Annotated in this window: 13 protein-coding genes; 12 read left to right on the top strand and 1 reads right to left on the bottom strand. The window is 72.1% G+C overall.

Annotated features, from left to right (window positions below):
* Positions 1-17 precede the first annotated feature (17 nt).
* Entirely contained in the window at positions 18-947 is a 930-nt protein-coding gene (gene era / locus ACXJMZ_RS11170) for a GTPase Era (RefSeq protein WP_157531887.1), read from the top strand.
* 181 nt (positions 948-1,128) lie between these two features.
* Here era and ACXJMZ_RS11165 read toward each other — a convergent pair whose 3' ends face one another.
* A complete protein-coding gene (locus tag ACXJMZ_RS11165; RefSeq protein ID WP_457029849.1) occupies positions 1,129-2,142 on the bottom strand; it encodes a LacI family DNA-binding transcriptional regulator in 1,014 nt (337 codons plus the stop codon).
* A 135-nt stretch (positions 2,143-2,277) separates the two neighbouring features.
* Between ACXJMZ_RS11165 and ACXJMZ_RS11160 the strand changes: the two genes are divergently transcribed.
* The 11 genes from ACXJMZ_RS11160 (at position 2,278) to ACXJMZ_RS11110 (ending at position 19,339) form a co-directional block, all read left to right on the top strand.
* Entirely contained in the window at positions 2,278-3,519 is a 1,242-nt protein-coding gene (locus ACXJMZ_RS11160; protein ID WP_457029848.1) for an MFS transporter, read from the top strand.
* Between the two features lie 26 nt (positions 3,520-3,545).
* A complete protein-coding gene (locus ACXJMZ_RS11155) occupies positions 3,546-4,259 on the top strand; it encodes an alpha/beta fold hydrolase (RefSeq protein WP_457029847.1) in 714 nt (237 codons plus the stop codon).
* Positions 4,260-4,261: 2 nt separating this feature from the next.
* Complete coding sequence (locus ACXJMZ_RS11150; protein ID WP_457029846.1) at positions 4,262-6,739, top strand: beta-glucosidase; 2,478 nt, start codon at positions 4,262-4,264, stop codon at positions 6,737-6,739.
* A gap of 164 nt (positions 6,740-6,903) precedes the next feature.
* Positions 6,904-7,269, top strand: coding sequence for a hypothetical protein (locus ACXJMZ_RS11145; protein ID WP_457029845.1), 366 nt, complete (start codon positions 6,904-6,906; stop codon positions 7,267-7,269).
* The gene (gene pstC, locus ACXJMZ_RS11140) at positions 7,266-8,267 is read left to right on the top strand and encodes a phosphate ABC transporter permease subunit PstC (RefSeq protein WP_457029844.1); all 1,002 of its coding nucleotides are present in this window, start codon (positions 7,266-7,268) and stop codon (positions 8,265-8,267) included. The genes ACXJMZ_RS11145 and pstC overlap by 4 nt, the downstream gene beginning before the upstream one ends.
* Complete coding sequence (gene pstA / locus ACXJMZ_RS11135) at positions 8,264-11,089, top strand: phosphate ABC transporter permease PstA (protein ID WP_457029843.1); 2,826 nt, start codon at positions 8,264-8,266, stop codon at positions 11,087-11,089. Before pstC ends, pstA begins: the two co-directional genes overlap by 4 nt.
* The gene (locus ACXJMZ_RS11130) at positions 11,086-13,749 is read left to right on the top strand and encodes a hypothetical protein (protein WP_457029842.1); all 2,664 of its coding nucleotides are present in this window, start codon (positions 11,086-11,088) and stop codon (positions 13,747-13,749) included. Before pstA ends, ACXJMZ_RS11130 begins: the two co-directional genes overlap by 4 nt.
* Before the next feature lie 124 nt (positions 13,750-13,873).
* Entirely contained in the window at positions 13,874-14,881 is a 1,008-nt protein-coding gene (locus ACXJMZ_RS11125; protein WP_457029841.1) for a hypothetical protein, read from the top strand.
* A 49-nt stretch (positions 14,882-14,930) separates the two neighbouring features.
* Positions 14,931-16,523 carry an Ig-like domain-containing protein gene (locus ACXJMZ_RS11120; RefSeq protein ID WP_457029840.1) on the top strand — a complete coding sequence of 531 codons (1,593 nt, stop codon included), beginning with the start codon at positions 14,931-14,933 and terminating at the stop codon, positions 16,521-16,523.
* Between the two features lie 135 nt (positions 16,524-16,658).
* On the top strand, positions 16,659-18,365 hold the full coding sequence (locus tag ACXJMZ_RS11115) for a hypothetical protein (RefSeq protein ID WP_457029839.1): 1,707 nt from the start codon (positions 16,659-16,661) through the stop codon (positions 18,363-18,365).
* On the top strand, positions 18,362-19,339 hold the full coding sequence (locus ACXJMZ_RS11110; protein WP_457029838.1) for a sortase: 978 nt from the start codon (positions 18,362-18,364) through the stop codon (positions 19,337-19,339). Before ACXJMZ_RS11115 ends, ACXJMZ_RS11110 begins: the two co-directional genes overlap by 4 nt.
* The last annotated feature ends 59 nt before the right edge of the window (positions 19,340-19,398 follow it).

The following is a 19,398-nucleotide window of genomic DNA, read 5'->3' as shown; positions in this document are numbered from 1 at the left end:
CAGGGAGAATGGTCGGCATGACTGCCCCTTCCTCCCCGTACCGCTCCGGGTTCGCGTGCTTCGTCGGCCGTCCCAACGCCGGCAAGTCGACCCTGACCAACGCTCTGGTCGGGACGAAGGTCGCGATCACCTCGGACCGTCCGCAGACCACCCGCCACACCGTCCGCGGCATCGTGCACCGGCCCGATTCCCAGCTCGTCCTGGTCGACACCCCCGGCCTGCACAAGCCGCGCACGCTGCTCGGTGAGCGCCTCAACGACCTGGTCCGCTCCACCTGGGCCGAGGTCGACGTGATCGGCTTCTGCCTCCCGGCCGACCAGAAGCTCGGCCCCGGCGACAAGTTCATCGCCAAGGAACTCGCCGAGGTCAAGAAGACCCCGAAGGTGGCCATCGTCACCAAGACCGACCTGGTCGACTCCAAGACGCTGGCCGAACAGCTCATCGCCGTCCACCAGCTGGGCCAGGAGCTCGGCATCGAGTGGGCCGAGATCATTCCGGTCTCGGCCGTCGGCGACAAGCAGGTCCAGCTGGTCGGCGACCTGATCACCAAGCTGCTCCCCGAGGGCCAGCCGCTCTACCCCGACGGTGACCTGACGGACGAGCCCGAGCTGGTGATGGTCGCGGAGCTGATCCGGGAGGCCGCCCTCGAGGGCGTCCGGGACGAGCTGCCGCACTCGCTGGCGGTGGTGGTCGAGGAGATGATCCCGCGCGAGGGGCGTCCGGCGGACCGGCCGCTGCTCGACATCCACGCCATCGTCTACATCGAGCGGCAGAGCCAGAAGGCGATTGTCATCGGGGCGAAGGGCGCTCGGCTGAAGTACGTCGGGACGACAGCGCGGAAGCACATCGAGGCGCTGCTGGGGACTCCGGTGTTCCTGGACCTGCACGTGAAGGTGGCGAAGGACTGGCAGCGGGACCCGAAGCAGCTGCGCAAGCTGGGGTTCTGACCCTTTGGCAGGCGCCTGAGCATCTACGGTCCAGGGGCTCGGGGAACTGCGACGCCGACCTCAGACGAGGTCACCCGTGCGTAGATGGTCAGGCACTTTCGCAGTGACCCGAACGCCAGATCTCCTCGCAGTTCCCCGAGCCCCTGGCGTGTGCCACCAGCGCGTGTGCCCGAGCCGACGGTCAGGACGAGTCGCGGGCGATCAGGCGGAGGGTCAGCAGGTTCTGGGTGCCCGGGGGAGCGGTGGGGTCGGCGATGGCCTGGTCGATCAGGGTGGCGAGGGTTTCGCCGCTGATCAGGGTCATCCCGACGGTGCTGAGCCGGGGGCGGAGCAGGCGTCCGAGCAGGAGGTCGTCCGCGCCGACCAGGGCGACCTGCCGGGGGACGTCGACCCCGAGATCCTGCAGCGAGCGCTGTAGGAGCATCGCGTACTCGTCGTTGTAGCAGAACACCCCGTCCAGCCCGAGTTCGCGGCAGCGGGCTGCTGCGGCGGCCCCGGAGGCCTCGGTGCATTCCAGCCGCAGGGTCTCCACCGGCCCGGTCCTGGCCGAGGCGGTGGCGGCCGTGACCCCGGCGAGGCGGGGGCCGCTGAACTGGTCGAGCTCCGGGTCGGCGGGGATCACGACGCCGATCCGGCGGCGGCCGGCCGCGAGCAGGTGGGCGCCGGCGACCGCGCCGACCTCGGGCTGGTCGATGATCAGGGCATGCGCCCCGGCGACCGGGGCGGTGCTCATGCTGAACACCGCCCGGGTGCCGGAGCGGTGCAGCAGGTCGACCCCGGCGGGGGTGAGGACCGGCTCCATGCAGAGCACCGCCGCAGGCCTCAACTCGGCCCAGGCGCGGGCTGGTTCGTCGCCCTGGCCCGGGCTGGGGCCGTACAGCACGCTGGTGTAGCCGTGTCGGCGCAGGGCGCCCTGGAGCTCGCGGTAGAACTCGCTGAACAGTGGGCCGATCGGGGCCGCGGAGCCCGCCAGCAGGACCACGCCGGTGCGGCCCGCGCGCAGTGAGCGGGCGGCGGCGTGCGGGACGTAGCCGAGTTCGGCGGCGGCCGCTCTGACCCGCTGCCGGGTCTGTTCGCCGACCCGGCCTCCTGCGGTGTCGTTGAGCACGAAGGAGACGGTGGCGCGGGACACTCCGGCGAGGCGCGCGACGTCGGCGCTGGTCGGTGGGGTGGCGGCGGCGGGTCGATTGCTCATAACGGTTCGAATCTTTTCATGCCTGACCTCTGGCCGGGGGGCGGACGGGCGGGTTACATGGCTGCTTACACGTGCAAGCGTTACACGTGTAACCTCATCAGCATGACTTCCCCCTGAGTCACTTTGGAGGGCAATGTGGCCCTTTCCCCCACCCACCCCGGTGCCGAGACCGAGACCGCCGACGGTCACCGTGCCACCCGCGGCCTGCTGCCGCTGCTGTTCACCGGCAACGCCGCCATGTACGCGCTCTACATCGGGGTCGGCAGCGTCCTGCTGCCGCTCCAGGTCGAGCAGATCGACGCCGCGCACAAGGTGGCCAACCTCGGCCTGATCGGCGGGGTCGCGGCGATCTTCGCGACCTTCTTCAACCCGCTCGCGGGTGCGCTCTCGGACCGCTCCGGGCGGCGCAACCCGTGGATTCTCGGCGGCGGTCTCGCCGCCGTCGCCGCGATGGCCCTGCTCGGCAGCGTGGACACCGTGCTGCTGGTCGCGATCGCCTGGTGCCTCGGCCAGGCGGTGATGAACTTCTACCAGTCCGCGCTCACCTCGGTGGTGCCCGACCGGGTGCCGCTCGGCAGACGCGGCGCCGCCTCGGCGGCGGTCGGCCTGGGCCTGCCGGTCGGCTCCACGATCGGCGTGCTGGTCGCCTCGGCCACCTCCGACCACTACCGGACCGGGTACCTGGTGCTCGGTCTGCTGGTCGCGCTGGGCGCGGTGGTCTTCACGGCAGGCGCCAAGGAACAGCGGATGCCGGCGAAGTCCCCCGCGCCGCTGCGGGAGCAGGCCGCCGCCTTCCTCGGGGTGCTGCGTGAGCACGACTTCCGCTGGGCCTTCATCGGCCGCTGGCTGCTGGTGCTCGGCTACTTCGCGGTGGTCGGCTACCAGCTCTACATCCTGCAGGACCACATCGCCCTGCCGGCCGGCCTGGAGCCGACCGAGGCGGTGGCGATCCTGACCCCGGTTTCGGCGGTCACCATGGCGCTCTCCACCGTGGTCGGCGGCGTGCTCTCCGACCGCCTGGACCGGCGCAAGCTGTTCGTCGGCGTCTCGGCCGCCCTCTCGGGGCTGGCCCTGCTGATCCCGGTGGTCAGCCCCACCTGGCCGGGGATGCTGGTCTTCGCCGCCGTCAACGGCCTGGCCTTCGGCTGCTTCATGGCGGTCGACACCGCGCTGGTCACCATGGTGCTGCCGAAGGCGGAGGACGCCGCCCGGGACATGGGCGTGCTGAACATCGCCAACGCCGGACCGCAGATCCTGGCCCCCTTCGTGGCCTCCGCCGTGGTCGCCCTCGGCGGCTACACCCCGCTGTTCGTTCTCGGAGCCCTGCTCTCGGTGCTCGGCGCGCTCGCCGTGCGGCCGATCAGGAGCGTCCGGTGACCAACCGTCAGAAAGGTATCGAGCAAGTGAAGTTGCACACTCAGGAGTGGGGTACCGGCGACCGCGTGGCGCTGCTGGTGCACGGCATCATGTCCGACCACCGGACCTGGCGCCGGGTCGGCCCCGCGCTGGCCGAGCGCGGTTACCGGGTGATCGCGGTGGACCTGCGCGGTCACGGTACGAGCCCGCGCGGCACGGGGGAGACCCCGGCCGATCGGTACAGCCCCGCCCAGTACGCGGACGACCTGGTGGCCACCCTGCCGGCCGGTGCCGAACTCGCCATCGGGCACTCGCTCGGCGGGCTCTCGCTGCGCTGGGCGGTGGACCGGCTGCGGCCGCAGCGGGCGGTCTTCTCCGACCCCGCCTGGCTGTTCGCCGACTCCGGCATCGACCCCGAGCTGTTCGTCGGCTTCGCCGGCCAGGCGACCGCCGAGCAGATCACCGCGATGAACCCGCGCTGGGAGCAGGCGGACGTCGAGGTCGAGCTGGCCACGCTGGCCGCCTGGGACCCGGACAGCGCCCGGTCGCTCACCTCGCACCTCGGGTACGCGGGCCTGCCGGCCGCCCCGGTGGTGCCCTCGCTGGTCCAACTCGCCGACCCCAGCTTCCTGGTGGGCCCGATGGACGCGGAGCGGCTGCGGGAGCGGGGCTTCGAGGTGCGCACCGTGCCGGGCGCGGGCCACACCATCCACCGGGACGACTTCGAGGGCTTCATGACCTCGCTCGACGGCTGGATCTGAGCATGAACGACAAGGAGACGCAGATGACCGAGCTCGCCAGGGAAGCCGCCGTCCAGGCCGCACTCGCCACGCTGGACCTGCCCGCCAAGGTGGCGCTGCTGGCCGGTGCCGACATGTGGTCGCTGCCCGCCAACGAGGAGATCGGCCTCGGCCGGCTGGTGATGTCGGACGGCCCGGCCGGGGTGCGCGGCGAGCAGTGGACGCCGGACGACCCGTCCGTCTCGATCCCCTCGCCGACCGCGCTGGCCGCCACCTGGGATCTCGAACTGGTGCGCAGGGCCGGGCAGTTGCTGGCCCAGGAGGCCCGCCGCAAGGGTGCCCACGTGGTGCTGGCGCCGACCGTGAACCTGCACCGCAGCCCGCGCGGCGGTCGGCACTTCGAGTGCTACTCGGAGGACCCGCTGCTGACCGGCGAGCTGGGCGCGGCGCTGGTGTCCGGGGTGCAGGACGGCGGGGTGGCCACCACCCCCAAGCACTTCGTCGGCAACGACTCGGAGACCGACCGCTTCACGGTGGACGTGCGGTTGGACGAGCGCACCCTGCGCGAGCTCTACCTGGCCCCGTTCGAGATCATCGTGAAGAAGGCCAGCCCCTGGGGGCTGATGGCCGCGTACAACTCGGTGAACGGCCCGACCATGAGCGAGCACGACGAGCTCAACAACCGGGTGCTGCGCGAGGAGTGGGGCTTCGACGGGGTGCTGGTCTCGGACTGGACCGGGGCCAGGGACACCGTGCGGTCCGCGCTGGGCGGGCTGGACGTGGCGATGCCGGGCCCGGCCACGGTGTACGGCGAGCACCTGGTGAAGGCGGTCCAGGAGGGCCTGGTGCCCGAGCGGACGGTGGACGAGCTGGCCCGCCGGGTCCTCCGGCTGGCCGCCCGGGTGGGCCTGCTGGCCGGTGCGCCGGCGGCGGTGTCGGCCGACCGGCTGCCCGCCGAGATCGACGGCGAGGCGCTGGCCCGGGAGCTGGCGGCGCGCTCCTTCGTCCTGCTGCGCAACGAGGGCGGCGTGCTGCCGCTGGCCCCGGCCCCGGGCACGAAGGTGGCACTGATCGGCGCGGCGGCGGCCGAGGTCCGGATCGGTGGCGGCGGCAGTGCCCAGGTCTTCCCGACCCGGGTGGTCTCGCCGCTGGAGGGGCTGCGCGCCGCGCTCGGCGCGGAGGTCGAGCTGGGCTTCGAGGTCGGCGCCGACCCGCGGACCTTCCTGCCCCCGGCCGGCTTCCCCGGCCGCGCCGAACTGCTGGACGCGGACGGTGGGTTGCTCGGGACGGCGGCCACCGTGGACGGCGGTGTGCGCTGGCTAGGCACGCTGCCCGGCGACGTCTCGTTCGGTGACCTGCGCAGGGTGGTGCTGGAGACCACGGTGACCCCGGAGCGGTCCGGCGAGCACCAGGTGGCGATCCGAGGGGTCGGCCACTACCGGCTGGAGGCGGCCGGCCAGCTGCTCTTCGACGGCCTGCTGCTGCCCGAGGGCGAGGACCCGGCGGCGGCCTTCCTGAGCCCGCCGGAGCGGCGGTTCGGGCTGGAGCTGACCGGCCCGGCCGAGGTCAGGCTGACCTGCACGCTGCCGGAGGCGAGCGCGTTCTCCGGCTTCGGGCTGGTCTCCTTCACCCTGGGCCACGCCGAGCCGATCGCCTCCGCCGACGAGTTGATCGAGCAGGCGGTCGAGGCGGCCCGCGCCGCCGAGGTGGCGGTGGTGGTGGTCGGCACCACCGAGGAGGTGGAGAGCGAGGGCGTGGACCGGTCCGCGCTGCGGCTGCCGGGGCGGCAGGACGAGCTGGTGTCCCGGGTGCTGGCGGTCAACCCGCGCACCGTGGTGGTGGTCAACGCCGGTGCCCCGGTGCTGATGCCGTGGCGCGAGCAGGCGGCAGCGGTGCTGCTGGCCTGGTTCCCCGGCCAGGAGGCCGGGGCGGCGCTGGCCGACGTGCTGGTCGGCCTGGCCGAGCCGGGCGGGCGGCTGCCCACCACCTGGCCCGCCGAGGAGGCCGACGCGCCGGTCTGGGAGGTCGAGCCGACCGACGGCCGACTCGTCTACGAGGAGGGCCTGTTCATCGGCTACCGGGCCTGGCAGCGCCGGGCCGGTGCGCAGCCCGCGTACTGGTTCGGCGAGGGCCGGGGCTACACCGAGTGGGCGTACGAGGGGCTGGAGGCGCGACGCGGCGAGCAGTCGGGCGTGCTGGCCGAGGTCTGTGTCCGGGTCCGCAACACCGGGGCCAGGGCGGGCCGTGAGGTGGTCCAGGTCTATCTGGCCACCGACGGGGTGGACCGCACCCGGCCGGACCGTCAGCTGGCCGGTTTCGCGGTGGTGGAGGCGGCGCCGGGCGAGAGCGTGACGGCCCGGGTGACGGTGCCGGAGCGGGCCGCGCAGACCTGGATGGCCGGCCAGGGCTGGGTCACCCGGCCGGGTACGTACACGGTCGAGGCGGGCCGCAGTTCGGCCGACCGGCCGTTGGTGCTGGCGCTGGAGGTGGGGCAGGCCTGACGTATCGTCAGATTCGTACGTGGGGTGTGTGATCCGTGGAGGACCTGCGCACCGTTCGTTAAGCCGTCCCGTGTCCGGTGTTCATCCGGGCGCACCTGAGCCGCGTTTCTGAGCCGCGACAGTCGCTTTCGGCCAAGCAGCGCTGCGGAAGGGCGAGCACCGGCATGGGACACCCCAGATTTCTGATCGTCAGCAGACCGGCCCGCCCTGACATCGCGTCGGGTGGGACGGTCTGGCGACTCCTCGGTGCCAACAACCGGCACCTGGGACAGAGTCAGGAGATCTTCCAGGATGCCGCCTCCTGCCGGGTGGCGATCGAGGAGTTCCAGCACCGGGTGGACCAGGGCCGGACCACCATCTGCTCCATGGAGCACGGCCAACTGTGGCTCTGGCGGCTTGAGTTGGACGGCCGGACGGTGGCCCACTCGGCCCGCGGCTACCGGCGGCAGCGCGAGTGCCAGTACAACCTCGCCCGTTTTCTGGCAGGTGCACGGAGCGCGGCCGACACCGCCCGTGGAGGTGTCGGATGAGTGCCGACACCCCGATCGTCCAGGACCGCCCGAGGGCGCTCACGGTCAATCCCGGTCTGGCCGACCGGATCTTCCTGGTCTGGGCCAGGACCAGCGGCGTGTTCGTGCTGGCGGTGATGCTCGGCGTCGGCGGCTATCTGGCGGTCCGGGCCACCGAGGCGCTCTCGGTTGCCGGACTCTCCTTCCTGACCACCGAGACCTGGAACCCGGACGGTGGCCACGGCCAGTTCGGGATCGCCGCGGTGCTGATCGGCACGCTGCTGATCGGCGGGACGGCGGTGCTGGTGGCGGTTCCGCTGGCACTCGGCAGCGCGCTCTACATCAGCGAGTATGCGCCCCGGAAACTGCGCCGGACGCTGGTCAGCATGGTCGACCTGATGGCCGCCGTGCCCAGCGTGGTCTACGGGGTCTGGGGCTTCATGCTGCTGCAGTACCAACTGACCGGCGTGGCACGGTGGGTGTCCACCTACTTCGGTTGGATCCCGCTGTTCCGGGTCAACGGTGCCGACCCGGACGACCCGCTGACGCCGCCGCTGGTGTACACCGCCTCCACGCTGATGGCGGGCATCGTGGTGGGCTTCATGATCACGCCGATCATGTGCTCGATCATGCGCGAGGTGTTCGACCAGGCGCCGGCCGGTGAGCGGGAGGGCGCGTACGCGCTCGGCTCCACCCGCTGGGGCATGATCCGCTCGGTGGTGCTGCCGTTCGGCCGGGGCGGGATCATCGGCGGCACCATGCTCGGTCTCGGCCGGGCACTGGGCGAGACCATCACGGTCTACCTGATCCTGTCGATGAACTTCGAGATCCAGCCGCACGTGCTGCAGAGCGGCGGCAGCGCGGTCGCCCCGCTGATCGCGCTGCGCTACGGCGACTCCACCGACTTCTCGGTCTCCGCCCTGATGGCGGCCGGGCTCACCCTGTTCCTGCTGACCCTGGTGGTCAACTTCGCCGCGGCCGCCGTGGTCGCCCGCAGCCGCTCGGGGGCCAGCTCATGACCACCACCACCGCACCCCCCAGGACCACCGTGGTCACCCCGCCGGCCGGGGCGGCCCCGCAGCGCCCCCGCCGGATCAACGCCCGCCGCGCCTCCGACCACTACGCCTTCTGGGGCAGCCTGGCCGGGGCGGTGGCGACCTCCGCGGTGCTGTTCCAGCGGCTCACCCCGTTCAACGGCGGGATCGGCTTCGTGGTCTGCAGCTGGCTCTGTTTCCTCGGCCTGTACGCGCTGCTGGTCTCCCGGGACGAGGGCCCGCTGACGGTCCGTGACCGCCTGGCCTCGGCCGTGGTGCACAGCCTGGCCGCGGTGCTGATCGGGGTCCTGTTCTGGGTGGTCGGCTACGTCTTCATGAAGGGCTGGTCGGCCCTCTCGTACAGCAACTTCTTCACCGAGGACCTGGCCGACGCCGGGCCGACCGACCCGCTGGACCACGGTGGTGCGCTGCACGCGATGGTCGGCACGCTGACGCAGATCGCCATCTCACTGGCCATCACCATCCCGCTCGGGTTCAGCTGCGCGGTCTTCATGAGCGAGGTGCCGGGCCGGTTCAGCCGGCTGGTGCGCACCCTGGTCGAGGCGATGACCGCGCTGCCGTCGATCCTGGCAGGGCTGTTCATCTACGCGGTGATGGTGCTCACCCTGGGGCTGCCCCGATCGGGCCTGGCCGCCGGGGTGGCGCTCTCGGTGATGATGCTGCCGATCCTGATCCGGGCCTCCGACGTGGTGCTCCGGCTGGTGCCCGCCTCGCTCAAGGAGGCGTCCTACGCGCTCGGCGCCGGACGCTGGCGGACGGTCTGGACGGTGACCCTGCCGAGCGCCAGGTCGGGTCTGGCCACCGCGGTGATCCTGGGCGCGGCGCGCGGGATCGGCGAGACCTCGCCGGTGCTGCTCTGCTCCGGCTACACCAAGAACCTCAACCTGGACCCGACCCGCGACCCGCAGACCTCGCTGCCGCTGATGGCCTTCACCCTGATCAAGTTCCCGTCCGAGCTGCAGGCCGCCCGGGCCTTCGGAGCGGCGGCGCTGCTGCTCGGCCTGGTGCTGCTGCTCTTCGTGGTCGCCCGGACCCTCGGCGGCCGGGGCCCGGGTGAGCTGAGCCGGCGTCAGCGTGAAAGCCGGGTCCGGCAGTCCGCGGCCGACCTGGTCCGGATGACCAACCCCGTCGTCCACTCCGCCCGGAAGGCGCCCGTGATCACCCGCACCCTCACCCTGCTCACCGCGCTCGCGGTGTTCGCCACCTCGCTGCTGTTCGGCGCGGCCCACCGGGCCGAGGCCGCCGGCTACCTGCGGATCAGCGGCGCGGGTTCCACCTGGAGCTACAACGCGGTCGACGGCTGGATCAAGAACGTCCGCCAGTACGGCATGACCGTCGACTTCGACCCGCAGGGGTCCTCGTTCGGCCGGAACCAGTTCAAGAACGACGCCACCGACTTCGCGGTGACCGAGATCCCCTACGGGCTCACCGACGGCGGCCAGTACGACGCACCGCCGCCGTTCCCGTCGGCCTACCTGCCGATCGTCGCGGGTGGCACCTCCTTCATGTACAACCTGAAGATCAACGGCAAGCGGGTGACCGACCTGCGGCTCTCCGGCGAGGTGATCGCCAAGCTCTTCACCGGTGGCATCACCCACTGGGACGACCCGCTGGTGAAGGCCGACAACCCGGGCCTGGAACTGCCGCACGTCGAGGTCCACCCGGTGGTCCGCTCGGACGGCTCCGGTACCACCGCGCAGTTCACCACCTGGCTGAGCAAGCGTCAGCAGCCGATCTGGGACGACTACTGCCGCCGCACCCCGCGCGGTGCGGCCTGTGGGATGACCTCGTTCTTCCCGCTGCTGAACGGCTCCACCTGGAAGGCGCTGGGCAGCTCGATCACGGTGGCCTCCTCGGTCGCCAACGAGGGCAACAACGGTGCCATCACCTACGTCGAGTACTCCTACGCCAAGGAGGCCAAGTTCCCGGTCGCCAAGGTGCTCAACAAGGCCGGCTACTACGTCGGCCCGACCGGGCAGAACGTCGCGGTCGCCCTGGTCAACGCCCGGATCAACCCGGACCTGACCCAGATGCTGGACGACGTCTACGACAGCCCGGCAGCGGCCTCCTACCCGCTCTCCAGCTACAGCTACATGGTGGTGCACACCGCCGAGACGAAGAACTTCACCAAGGACAAGGGCGCGGCACTGAGCGCCTTCGGCTACTACTTCCTCTGCGAGGGCCAGAAGAAGGTCGGTGACAACGGCTACTCGCCGCTCACCCCGCAGCTGGTCACCTCCGGCTTCGACCAGCTGGGGAAGATCCCGGGCAGTGAGAAGAAGGCCTTCGACCCGGCCGCCTGCAGCAATCCGACCTTCGGCAAGGACGGCACCAACCCCTACGTGGCCAGTGCCCCCCAGCCGCCCGAGTGCGACAAGAAGGGCGCGACGTCCCAGTGCGGTGCCGCCGGCACCAAGCCCACCGGCACCCAGACGGGCAGCAGCACCTCGACCGGCGGCGCGGGGAACGGCAACGGGGCCGGAACGGGTGGTGCGACCGGTGGTGCGGCTGCGGCGGCCGGCGGTGCGGCGGGCACCGGAGCCGTCGGCGGGACGGGCGGCGAGGCAGCGGCGGACGACCCCGCGCTCGGTGGTGGTGACGGCGGAGCCGCCGGTGGCGGCAGCGGGCAGAGCGTGAGTGCCACCGCGATCGAGGTGGCCGCCTCGGCGGGCAGCGGACTGCGGACCTCGCTGATGGTGATCGCCGGGCTGCTGCTCGGCGCGGTCATCGTGCTGCCGCCGGTGATCGCGGGCCGGGCGGCTCGCAGACGGGATGAAGAGCTGTGAGCCGACGGACCGTCAACGGCAGTGCCCGGCGGGCGCTGCGGACCGCAGGAGTACTCGGCCTGCTGCTCGTCACCGCGGCCGGAGCGGCGCTCTCGGCCGGCCCGGGCGACACCCCGGTCGGGGTGGCCGCCGGGACTTCGGCCAAGCCCGAGATCCCGGTCGACCCGATCACCGGTGCCCCGGTGGGGATCGACCCGAAGGCCCCTGCCCAGGCTGCCGGACAGTCGGGCACCGGTGCGAAGTCCGGTGCGAAGTCCTTGACGACGGCGGGCGGTTCGGCCGCGGTCGGGTCGGCCGCGAGCTCTCCGAGTTCGGGCCCGGTGACCAACGACCCGAAGCCGGTCACGGTCAAGGGCGCCGGTGAGTTCGCCAACCTGGAGGTGACCGTCCCGCAGACCGACCACCTGGTGAACCAGGTGGTCGAGATCACCTGGAAGGGCGGCAAGCAGACTGTGCCGAACCCGCGGGCGTTCGGGCGCAACTACCTCCAGTTCATGCAGTGCTGGGGCGATGACGCGACCGGCCCGGACCGGGAGCAGTGCCAGTACGGGGCGACCAAGGGGGACTCCCGGATCTCGGCCGGTGACTTCGTGTCCCAGCGGCAGCTCAACTTCGGTCCGGCGCTGGTCGACGACGCCGAGCCGATCAAGCAGACCAAGCCGAACGAGAACGTCTACGTCCCGTTCCGTTCCGCCACCGGCGCGGCTCCGGAGACCGGCGGCACCAGCTCCTTCTACAACGCGCAGACCACCAACGAGGTGCCGTTCGCCCCGACCAGGGCCGACGGCAGTGGGCAGCTCTTCTTCGAGATGCAGAGCGGCATGGAGGCCCCGGGCCTGGGCTGCGGGCAGCCGGTGAGCAAGGCGGCCGACGCACCGCTGCACCGGTGCTGGCTGGTGATCGTGCCGCGCGGCGAGCTGGACGTGGACGGCAAGGTGCCGACCGCCGGCGGCGGCAAGCTCCAGTCCACTCCGCTCTCCACCACCAACTGGGCCAAGCGCCTGGTGGTCCCGCTCGGCTTCGAACAGGTCGGCCTGTCCTGCCCGATCGGCAGCTCCGAACGGCCCACGGACGGCAACGAGTTGATGTCCGAGGCGATGCAGCGCTGGCAGCCGGTGCTGTGCCGGCAGGCGGGCGGCATCTTCAACTTCTCGCAGGGCAGCGACGACACGGCCAGGGAGCGGCTGCAGGGCGGCAACCCCGGTCTCGACTTCCTCGGCTACCCGCTGGCGGTCGAGGAGCAGACGCCCGGCCGGACCCCGGTCTACGCGCCGATCGCGCTGTCCGGGCTCACCATCGCCTTCGACATCGAGAACCAGTCCTCGATCCGGGCCCCGGAGGACGTCCGCAAGCAGGAGGGGCAGCGGATGCCGGAGATGAACCTGACGCCCCGTCTGGTCGCCAAGCTGGTCACCCAGAGCTACCAGTACGCGGTCAACCCGGGTGACAAGGACGTGCCGGACACCAACCCGCTGGACCTGCTCAGCGACCCGGAGTTCCTGGAGCTGAACCCGCAGTTCAAGTACTTCTTCGGAGCCCGGGTGCCGGACCTGATGCTGCCGCTGGGTTCGAGCGACGCCGCCCAGCAGCTCTGGAAGTGGCTGCAAGGCGACCCGGAGGCCAAGGCCTTCCTGAGCGGCGAAGTCCACCCGAAGTGGAAGGACCGGGTCAACCAGGCCTTCACCAGGCTGGAAACCAGCTACCCCCGCTCGAACTACCCCAAGCAGGACGACTACTGCCAGGAGTTCGAGAAGTCCGAGGGCCGCCCCGACTGGTGCAACACGGAGTCGCACCCCTACCTCTCCTCGATGGGGGACGCTGCCCGGTTCGCCGCCCGCGGTGACACCACCGGCAAGTCGGTCTGGAGTGCGGACAGCATTCCGCCCTCGATGAAGAAGGACCCGCCGCAGCCGCAGGGTCTGCGGTCGCTGATGGCACTGGCCACCACCGCCCAGGCCGCGCGGTACGGGCTGAGCACCGCCAAACTCCGCAACGGTGCGGGCGAGTTCGTCGCCCCGACCGAGACCACGCTGCTCGCCATGGCGAACGCGGCGACGCCTGCGGACCCGGCCCGGATCGCGGTCATTCCGCCTGGCCTGCCGGTGGCCGGCGGCTACCCGCTGACCATCACCACCTTCGCCGCCACCGTCCCGTCGGCCCTCGACGCGGCCGGCGGCAAGGCGTACGCCGGTCTGCTCCGCTACGCGGCCGACACCGGCCAGGTGCACGGCGTCTCGCTCGGCCAACTGCCGGACGGGTACGTGCCGTTGCCGGAGAAGATGCGGGTCCAGCTCCGGCGGGTGGCCGAGCTGGTGGAGAAGAACGCGGGCGTGCCCGAGCCGGAGCCCAGCACGTCCCCGACGCGGCGGGCCGCCCCACCGGCCACCGAGGCCGCCGTGGCCCCGGCCGGAGCCGGTACGGTCCAGCACCAGCCGCCGGTCGACAACGCGCCCACCGCCCCGCCCGCCCCCGGCCCGACCGCCGCGCACACTCCCGTCGTGCTCACGCCCAAGCCGGTCGTCCCGGTCGCCCGGACGGCTGACAGCGACGTGGGTTCGGCCCGCTACCTGCTGCTCGGCGTGCTGATCACCGGTCTGCTGGCCGGTGCAGCCGGGCTGTTCCTGCCGCGCCTGCTCCGCAATCGGCGTCCCCGGCCCTGAGCGGCCGGGGACCCGGCGGGCCCCAAGACCACACCACCACCAGTACCACGCCAACGCATGTGCGCCACGCGGCCGGAGAACCCTCCGGCCGTGCTTGAGAGCTGCCCGAAAAGGACGAAGAACAGTGAAGAGTCTCACCAAGAGCAACCTGGCCAAGTGTGTGACCGTCGCCGCCGGCCTCGGCCTGGTGGTGGCCGGTACCGGGACCGCCCAGGCGGACCCGACCGGCGTCCCGGTCTACCGTCAGCTCGCGGGCGTCGGCTCCGACACCACCCAGGGCGTCATGAACGCGATGGCCGACGCCATCACCGGCCCGACCGGTGAGAAGCTGATCGGCTCCTACAACGCGACCGGCTCCGCGACCATCAACACCAAGGCCGCCGCCGCCTGCCAGGGCCTGACCCGCCCGAACGGCTCCGGTGCGGGCCGCACCGCCCTGCTGAACGAGCTGAACAAGGGCAACGGCTGCCTGGACTTCTCCCGTTCCTCCAGCCTCAACGTGACCGCCAGCACCCCCGGTCTGACCTACGTCCCGTTCGCCGTCGACGCCGTCACCTACGCCGTCGGCGCGGGCAGCGTGCTGCCGCTCGACCTCAGCACGGCCGACCTGCACGCCCTCTACACCTGTGACCCCGGCTTCGTCGGCACCGCCCCGAACTGGGACATCCGCCCGCTGCTTCCGCAGAGCGGCTCCGGCACCCGCTCGTACTGGCTGACCGTGGTCGGCATCACCGAGGGCGACCTGAGCGCCAACCGCTACCCCTGTGTCACCGACACCAAGGGCGGCAAGAAGATCGAGGAGCACGACGGCCGCGTGCTCGACAGCAAGTCGCTGGTGCCGTTCTCGATCGCCCAGTACCTCGCGCAGAGCGCCAGCACCATCCCCGACATCCGCGGCGCTGCCCAGCTCGGCAACATCAACGGTGTCCCGTCGATGCTGCTGAACACCGGTGCCGCCGCCACCCGTGACGTCTACAACGTCATCCCGACCAGCAAGGTCGGCGTCAGCCCGTGGAGCGACGTCTTCGTCGGCAAGACCTCGAAGATCTGCTCGCGCGCCGACCTGATCAAGCAGTACGGCTTCGGCACCAACGACAACTGCGGTGACACCTCCCGCAACTCCGGCAACTGACCTTCCCTCAACCCTCCGCGTCTCTCTGCCTGAAAGGCACACCAGAACCGTGAGCATTCGCATCCCGCGCACCATCGCGATCGGCGCAGCCACCCTCCTGGCCGCCGGCAGCATCACCATGGCCGGTACCGCCGCGCACGCGGCCGAGACGGTCCCGACCGTCGGCACCCTGACCCTCAACCCGGCGACAGGCACCGACGAGGAGCTGATCAGCCTGGTCAGTTCCGCCGCCTGCCCCGGCGGTACCAACCTGCAGGGCCTGGTCTTCGGTGCCGGCTTCCCGGTGGACGGCTTCGGCGTCACCGCGAACCAGGCCCAGTCCAACTTCCCGGTCGACGGCCAGGGCCACCTGACGGTGCCGCTGAGCGACACCATGCGCGGCTTCGCGCAGAAGAACGGCTTCTCCACGCTGGCCGGCAAGTACGAGTTCCGGCTGCGCTGCCGTGCCAAGCTCGGCACCACCTACTTCGGTGACTTCGTCGGCGCGATCAACTTCAACACGCCCACCAGCTACACCACGGTGGACACCACGCCGGTCGCGACCGCCACCAGCACCGCGCTGACCGTCACCCCGAACGGTTCCGCCACCGTCGGCGGCGACGTCAAGCTCTCCGCCGCGGTCACCCCGGCCGCCCAGGGCACCGTCCAGTTCCTGGACGGCAGCACCGCGCTGGGCACCCCGGTCGCCGTGACGGCCGGTGCGGCCGAGCTGACCGTCAACACCCTGACCCTGGGTGCGCACAACCTGTCCGCGGTCTTCACCTCGACCTCGACCGCCTTCCTGGGCTCGACGTCCTCCACGGTCAGCTACACCATCAGCCCCAAGGGTGCCGCCGCGACCACCACCGCGCTGGCCATCACCCCGGCCGGCTCGGCTGCCAAGAACACCCCGGTCGCGCTGAGCGCCACCGTGACCCCGGCCGGCACGCCCGGTGCGGTCGAGTTCCGTGACGGCGGCACGCTGCTCGGCACCCAGTCGGCGAACGCCGGCACCGCCGGGCTGACCGTCGCCAACCTGGCGGAGGGCGACCACCTGCTGACCGCCACCTTCGTCCCGGCCGTCCCGGCCGACTTCGCGGCCTCGACCTCCCCGGTCGTGCCGTTCACCGTCACCCCGCCGGTGGTCGTCCCGAACCCGGGCGACCCGCTGCCCCCGTCGCCGGTCTTCGAGACCATCACCACCACGGTCGCCCCCGGCGCCCTGGTGATCAGCGTGGCGGGCACCAACGTCACCCTGCCGCCGCTCACCCTGAACGGCGACAGCACCCTGTACTCCACCACCGGTGCGATCCAGACCGTCACCGTCACGGACACCCGCGCGGGTGCGCCGGGCTGGTCGGTCAGCGGCCGGGTGGACCAGTTCGCCTCGGGCGCCAACCAGATCAACGCGCAGAACCTCGGCTGGGCCCCGAACCTGGTCTCCAAGGGTGACGGTCTCAAGATCAACCTCGGCGGTCAGATCGCTCCGGCCAACGCCGTCGCGGCTGCCGACGCGGGTGTCTTCGGCCTGAAGTCCTCCCGGACCCTGGCCACCGCGACCGGCCTCGGCACCGCCAAGCTCGGCGCCGACCTCACCCTGCTCGCCCCGACCTCCACGCTGGCCGGGACGTACCAGGGCCTGCTCACCCTGACGGCGATCTGACACCGGTAGTTCACCGGGACCGAGTGCGCCCTTAACCCGGCGGCCGGTCCGTCCGCGCGACACTACGTCGAACCCGTGGACGGCCCGGCCGCCGGTGCCCAACTTCCGTACCAGCAAGCGAGGATGACGCCGCCGATGCGCCGATGGTTCCTACTGCCCCTGCTGGCGGTCGCCGCTCTGGTGATGACCGCTGGGACGGCGTACGCCGACGACCCGCCGGCCGCTCAGGCGGCACCCGCTGCGCAGACCTTCGGCATCCAGCCCGCGACCGCCACCGAGCCGGACGCCCGGGGCACCTTCTCCTACGCGGCCACCCCCGGCGCGCTGCTCAAGGACCACGTCGCGGTCTGGAACTACGGCGAGCAGCCGCTCACCGTGCGGCTCTACCCGGCCGACGCTTTCAACACCGACAGCGGCGGCTACGACGTGCTGCCCGACGGCAAGCCCTCGACCCAGGCCGGGAGTTGGATCCGGACCGCGGTCGACTCGGTCACCCTGCCGGGCCGCAGCCGCCAGATCGTCCCGTTCACCCTGGCCGTCCCGGCGCAGGCCTCGCCCGGCGACCACGCGGCCGGCATCGTGGTCGCGGTCCGGGCCGAGAGCAAGGACGCCAAGGGCAATGCGGTCACGGTCGACCAGCGGGTCGGCTCCCGGGTGAACATCCGGGTCTCCGGTGACCTGAAGGCCGAGCTCAAGGTGGAGAACGCCAAGGCGGTGTACCACCCGAGCGCCAACCCCTTGGACAACGGCCGGACCACGGTCAGCTACACCGTCCGCAACACCGGCAACATCCGGCTCGGCGGCAAGCAGGCGGTCCGGATCACCAACCTGTTCGGTTCGATCGCCACCGGCAACGCCCCGGCCGACCTCCAGGAGTTGCTGCCCGGCAACGCGGTCAACTACCGCTTCGACGTCTCCGGGGTCTACCCCACGCTGTGGGGCACCGCCGGAATCACCATCGACCCGCTGCCGGTGGCCGGTGACAAGGACCCGAAGCTGGTCAGCGACGTCTCCAAGCACCGCTTCGCGCTGATCCCCTGGACCACGCTGGCGGCGCTGCTGCTGCTCGCCCTGCTGGCCGGCCGCTGGTGGCTGGCCCGGCGTCGCCGCCGCCCGCTCCCCGGAGCGGCCGCCAAGCCGCCGGTGCTGCCCGCCCCGGTGGCCGCCGCCGCGCTGCTGGCCGTCCTGATGCTGTGCCAACTCCCGTACGCCCCTCGGGCGTCCGCCGCCGAGCCGGTCGGCACGCTGTCCTTCGACTACCCGAAGGGGCACGACGACGACTCGATCGACCTGCTCAGCTCCGGTCCGTGCCCCGACCCGGCCAACTACCTGGCGGTACGGATCAACGGTGCCGGATTCCCGGCCGAGGGCGCCCCGTTGACCGGGACGGTGGCCGCGTCGGTCTACCGGGTCGCACCCAGCGGCGGCTTCATCCTGCCGCTGGCCAACACCCTCAAGGTGGTGGCCACCCGGGCGGGTTCGGGCCCGCTCAAGGGTGACTACACCATCACCGCCAGCTGCCGGCACAAGGTCAGGCCCGTCTCGGTCAAGGACTTCACCGTCGTACTCACCTTCACCGACCCGACCAACTGGACCACCACCGCGGTGGCTCCCGCAGGCATGCTGCACCAGGCCGCCGCCGCCGACCCGGTGCCCAACCCGGCTGCCGGTACGGCGTCCGGCGCGGCCAAGTCGGCCGCCGCCCAGGCCGCCGACTCGGGGGTGCCGCTGTACTCCTGGATCGCCGTCACCGCCGGACTGCTGCTGACCGGCTGGCTGGCCGTGCCGTACGTCCGTCGGATCCGGGCCCGTCGGGCGTCCGCCGAGGAGGCTGCCGAATGACCGCCGTGATGGCCGAGACCCCGGCCGAGACCCCGGCCGAGACCCCGGCCGGGCCCCTGGCCGGGACCCACCCCGAACCACCGGTGCCACCCGCCGCGCCCGCGGTCCCGCCGGCGCGCCGACTCCGGCCGGACGGACCGCAGTTGGCCGGTGCCGCACTGGCCATCCTGGCCGGGCTGCTGCTCGGCCTGCTGTTCGACTTCGGTCCGCTCGGCGGGCTGCGCCACCTGCGCGACCACCAGAGCGGCTACGCCGAGTTGCGGCTCTCGCTGGCTCAGGGCACCGCGCCGATCGGCCAGTTGGACGCCGACGGCAAGCCGGTCCTGCCGGGCACCCCGGTGGCCCTGCTGGAGATCCCGCAGCTGGGCCTGCGCGAGGTGATCCGGGAGGGCAGCACCGGTGAGGTGCTGGCGGCCGGGCCCGGTCACCGGCGGGACACCGCGATGCCGGGGCAGGCCGGGTCCAGCGTGCTGCTCGGCCGGCAGGCCGGGTTCGGCGGCCCGTTCGGCGGCATCGGCCAGCTGCGGGCGGGGGAGACCTTCACCGTCACCACCGGCCAGGGTCGGCACACCTTCCGGGTGGTCACCGTCCGCCGGGCGGGCGACCCGGTGCCGCCGGCGCTGAAGAAGGGCGCCGGCCGGGTGGTGCTGGTCACCGCCGACGGCCCGCTCTACGCGCCGTCCGGCCTGCTGCTGGTGGACGCCGACCTGACCAGCGAGGTCCAGGAGGCGAACGCCAGGCCGCTCACCGCCGCCGCGCTGCCCGCCGCCGAGAAGGCGCTCGGCACCGAGGACGGCGCCTGGGTGCCGCTGGTGCTCTGGGGCGAGGCGCTGCTGCTGGCCGCCGTCGCGCTGGCGCTGGCCTGGTCGCGCTGGGGACGCCACCAGAGCTGGATCGTCGGGGTGCCCGTGCTGAGCGCGCTCGGCCTCGCGGTCGCCGACCAGGTCGCCCGCCTGCTGCCCAACCTGATCTGACCGCACCGCACCTGACGACGCCGCACCTGACCGACCGTCACCGAGCATCAAGCATCAAG

It is taken from the genome of Kitasatospora sp. P5_F3, from assembly GCF_054049135.1.
Note: the sequence above shows the minus strand (reverse complement) of the source record. Positions and strands in the feature narration are given on the sequence as shown.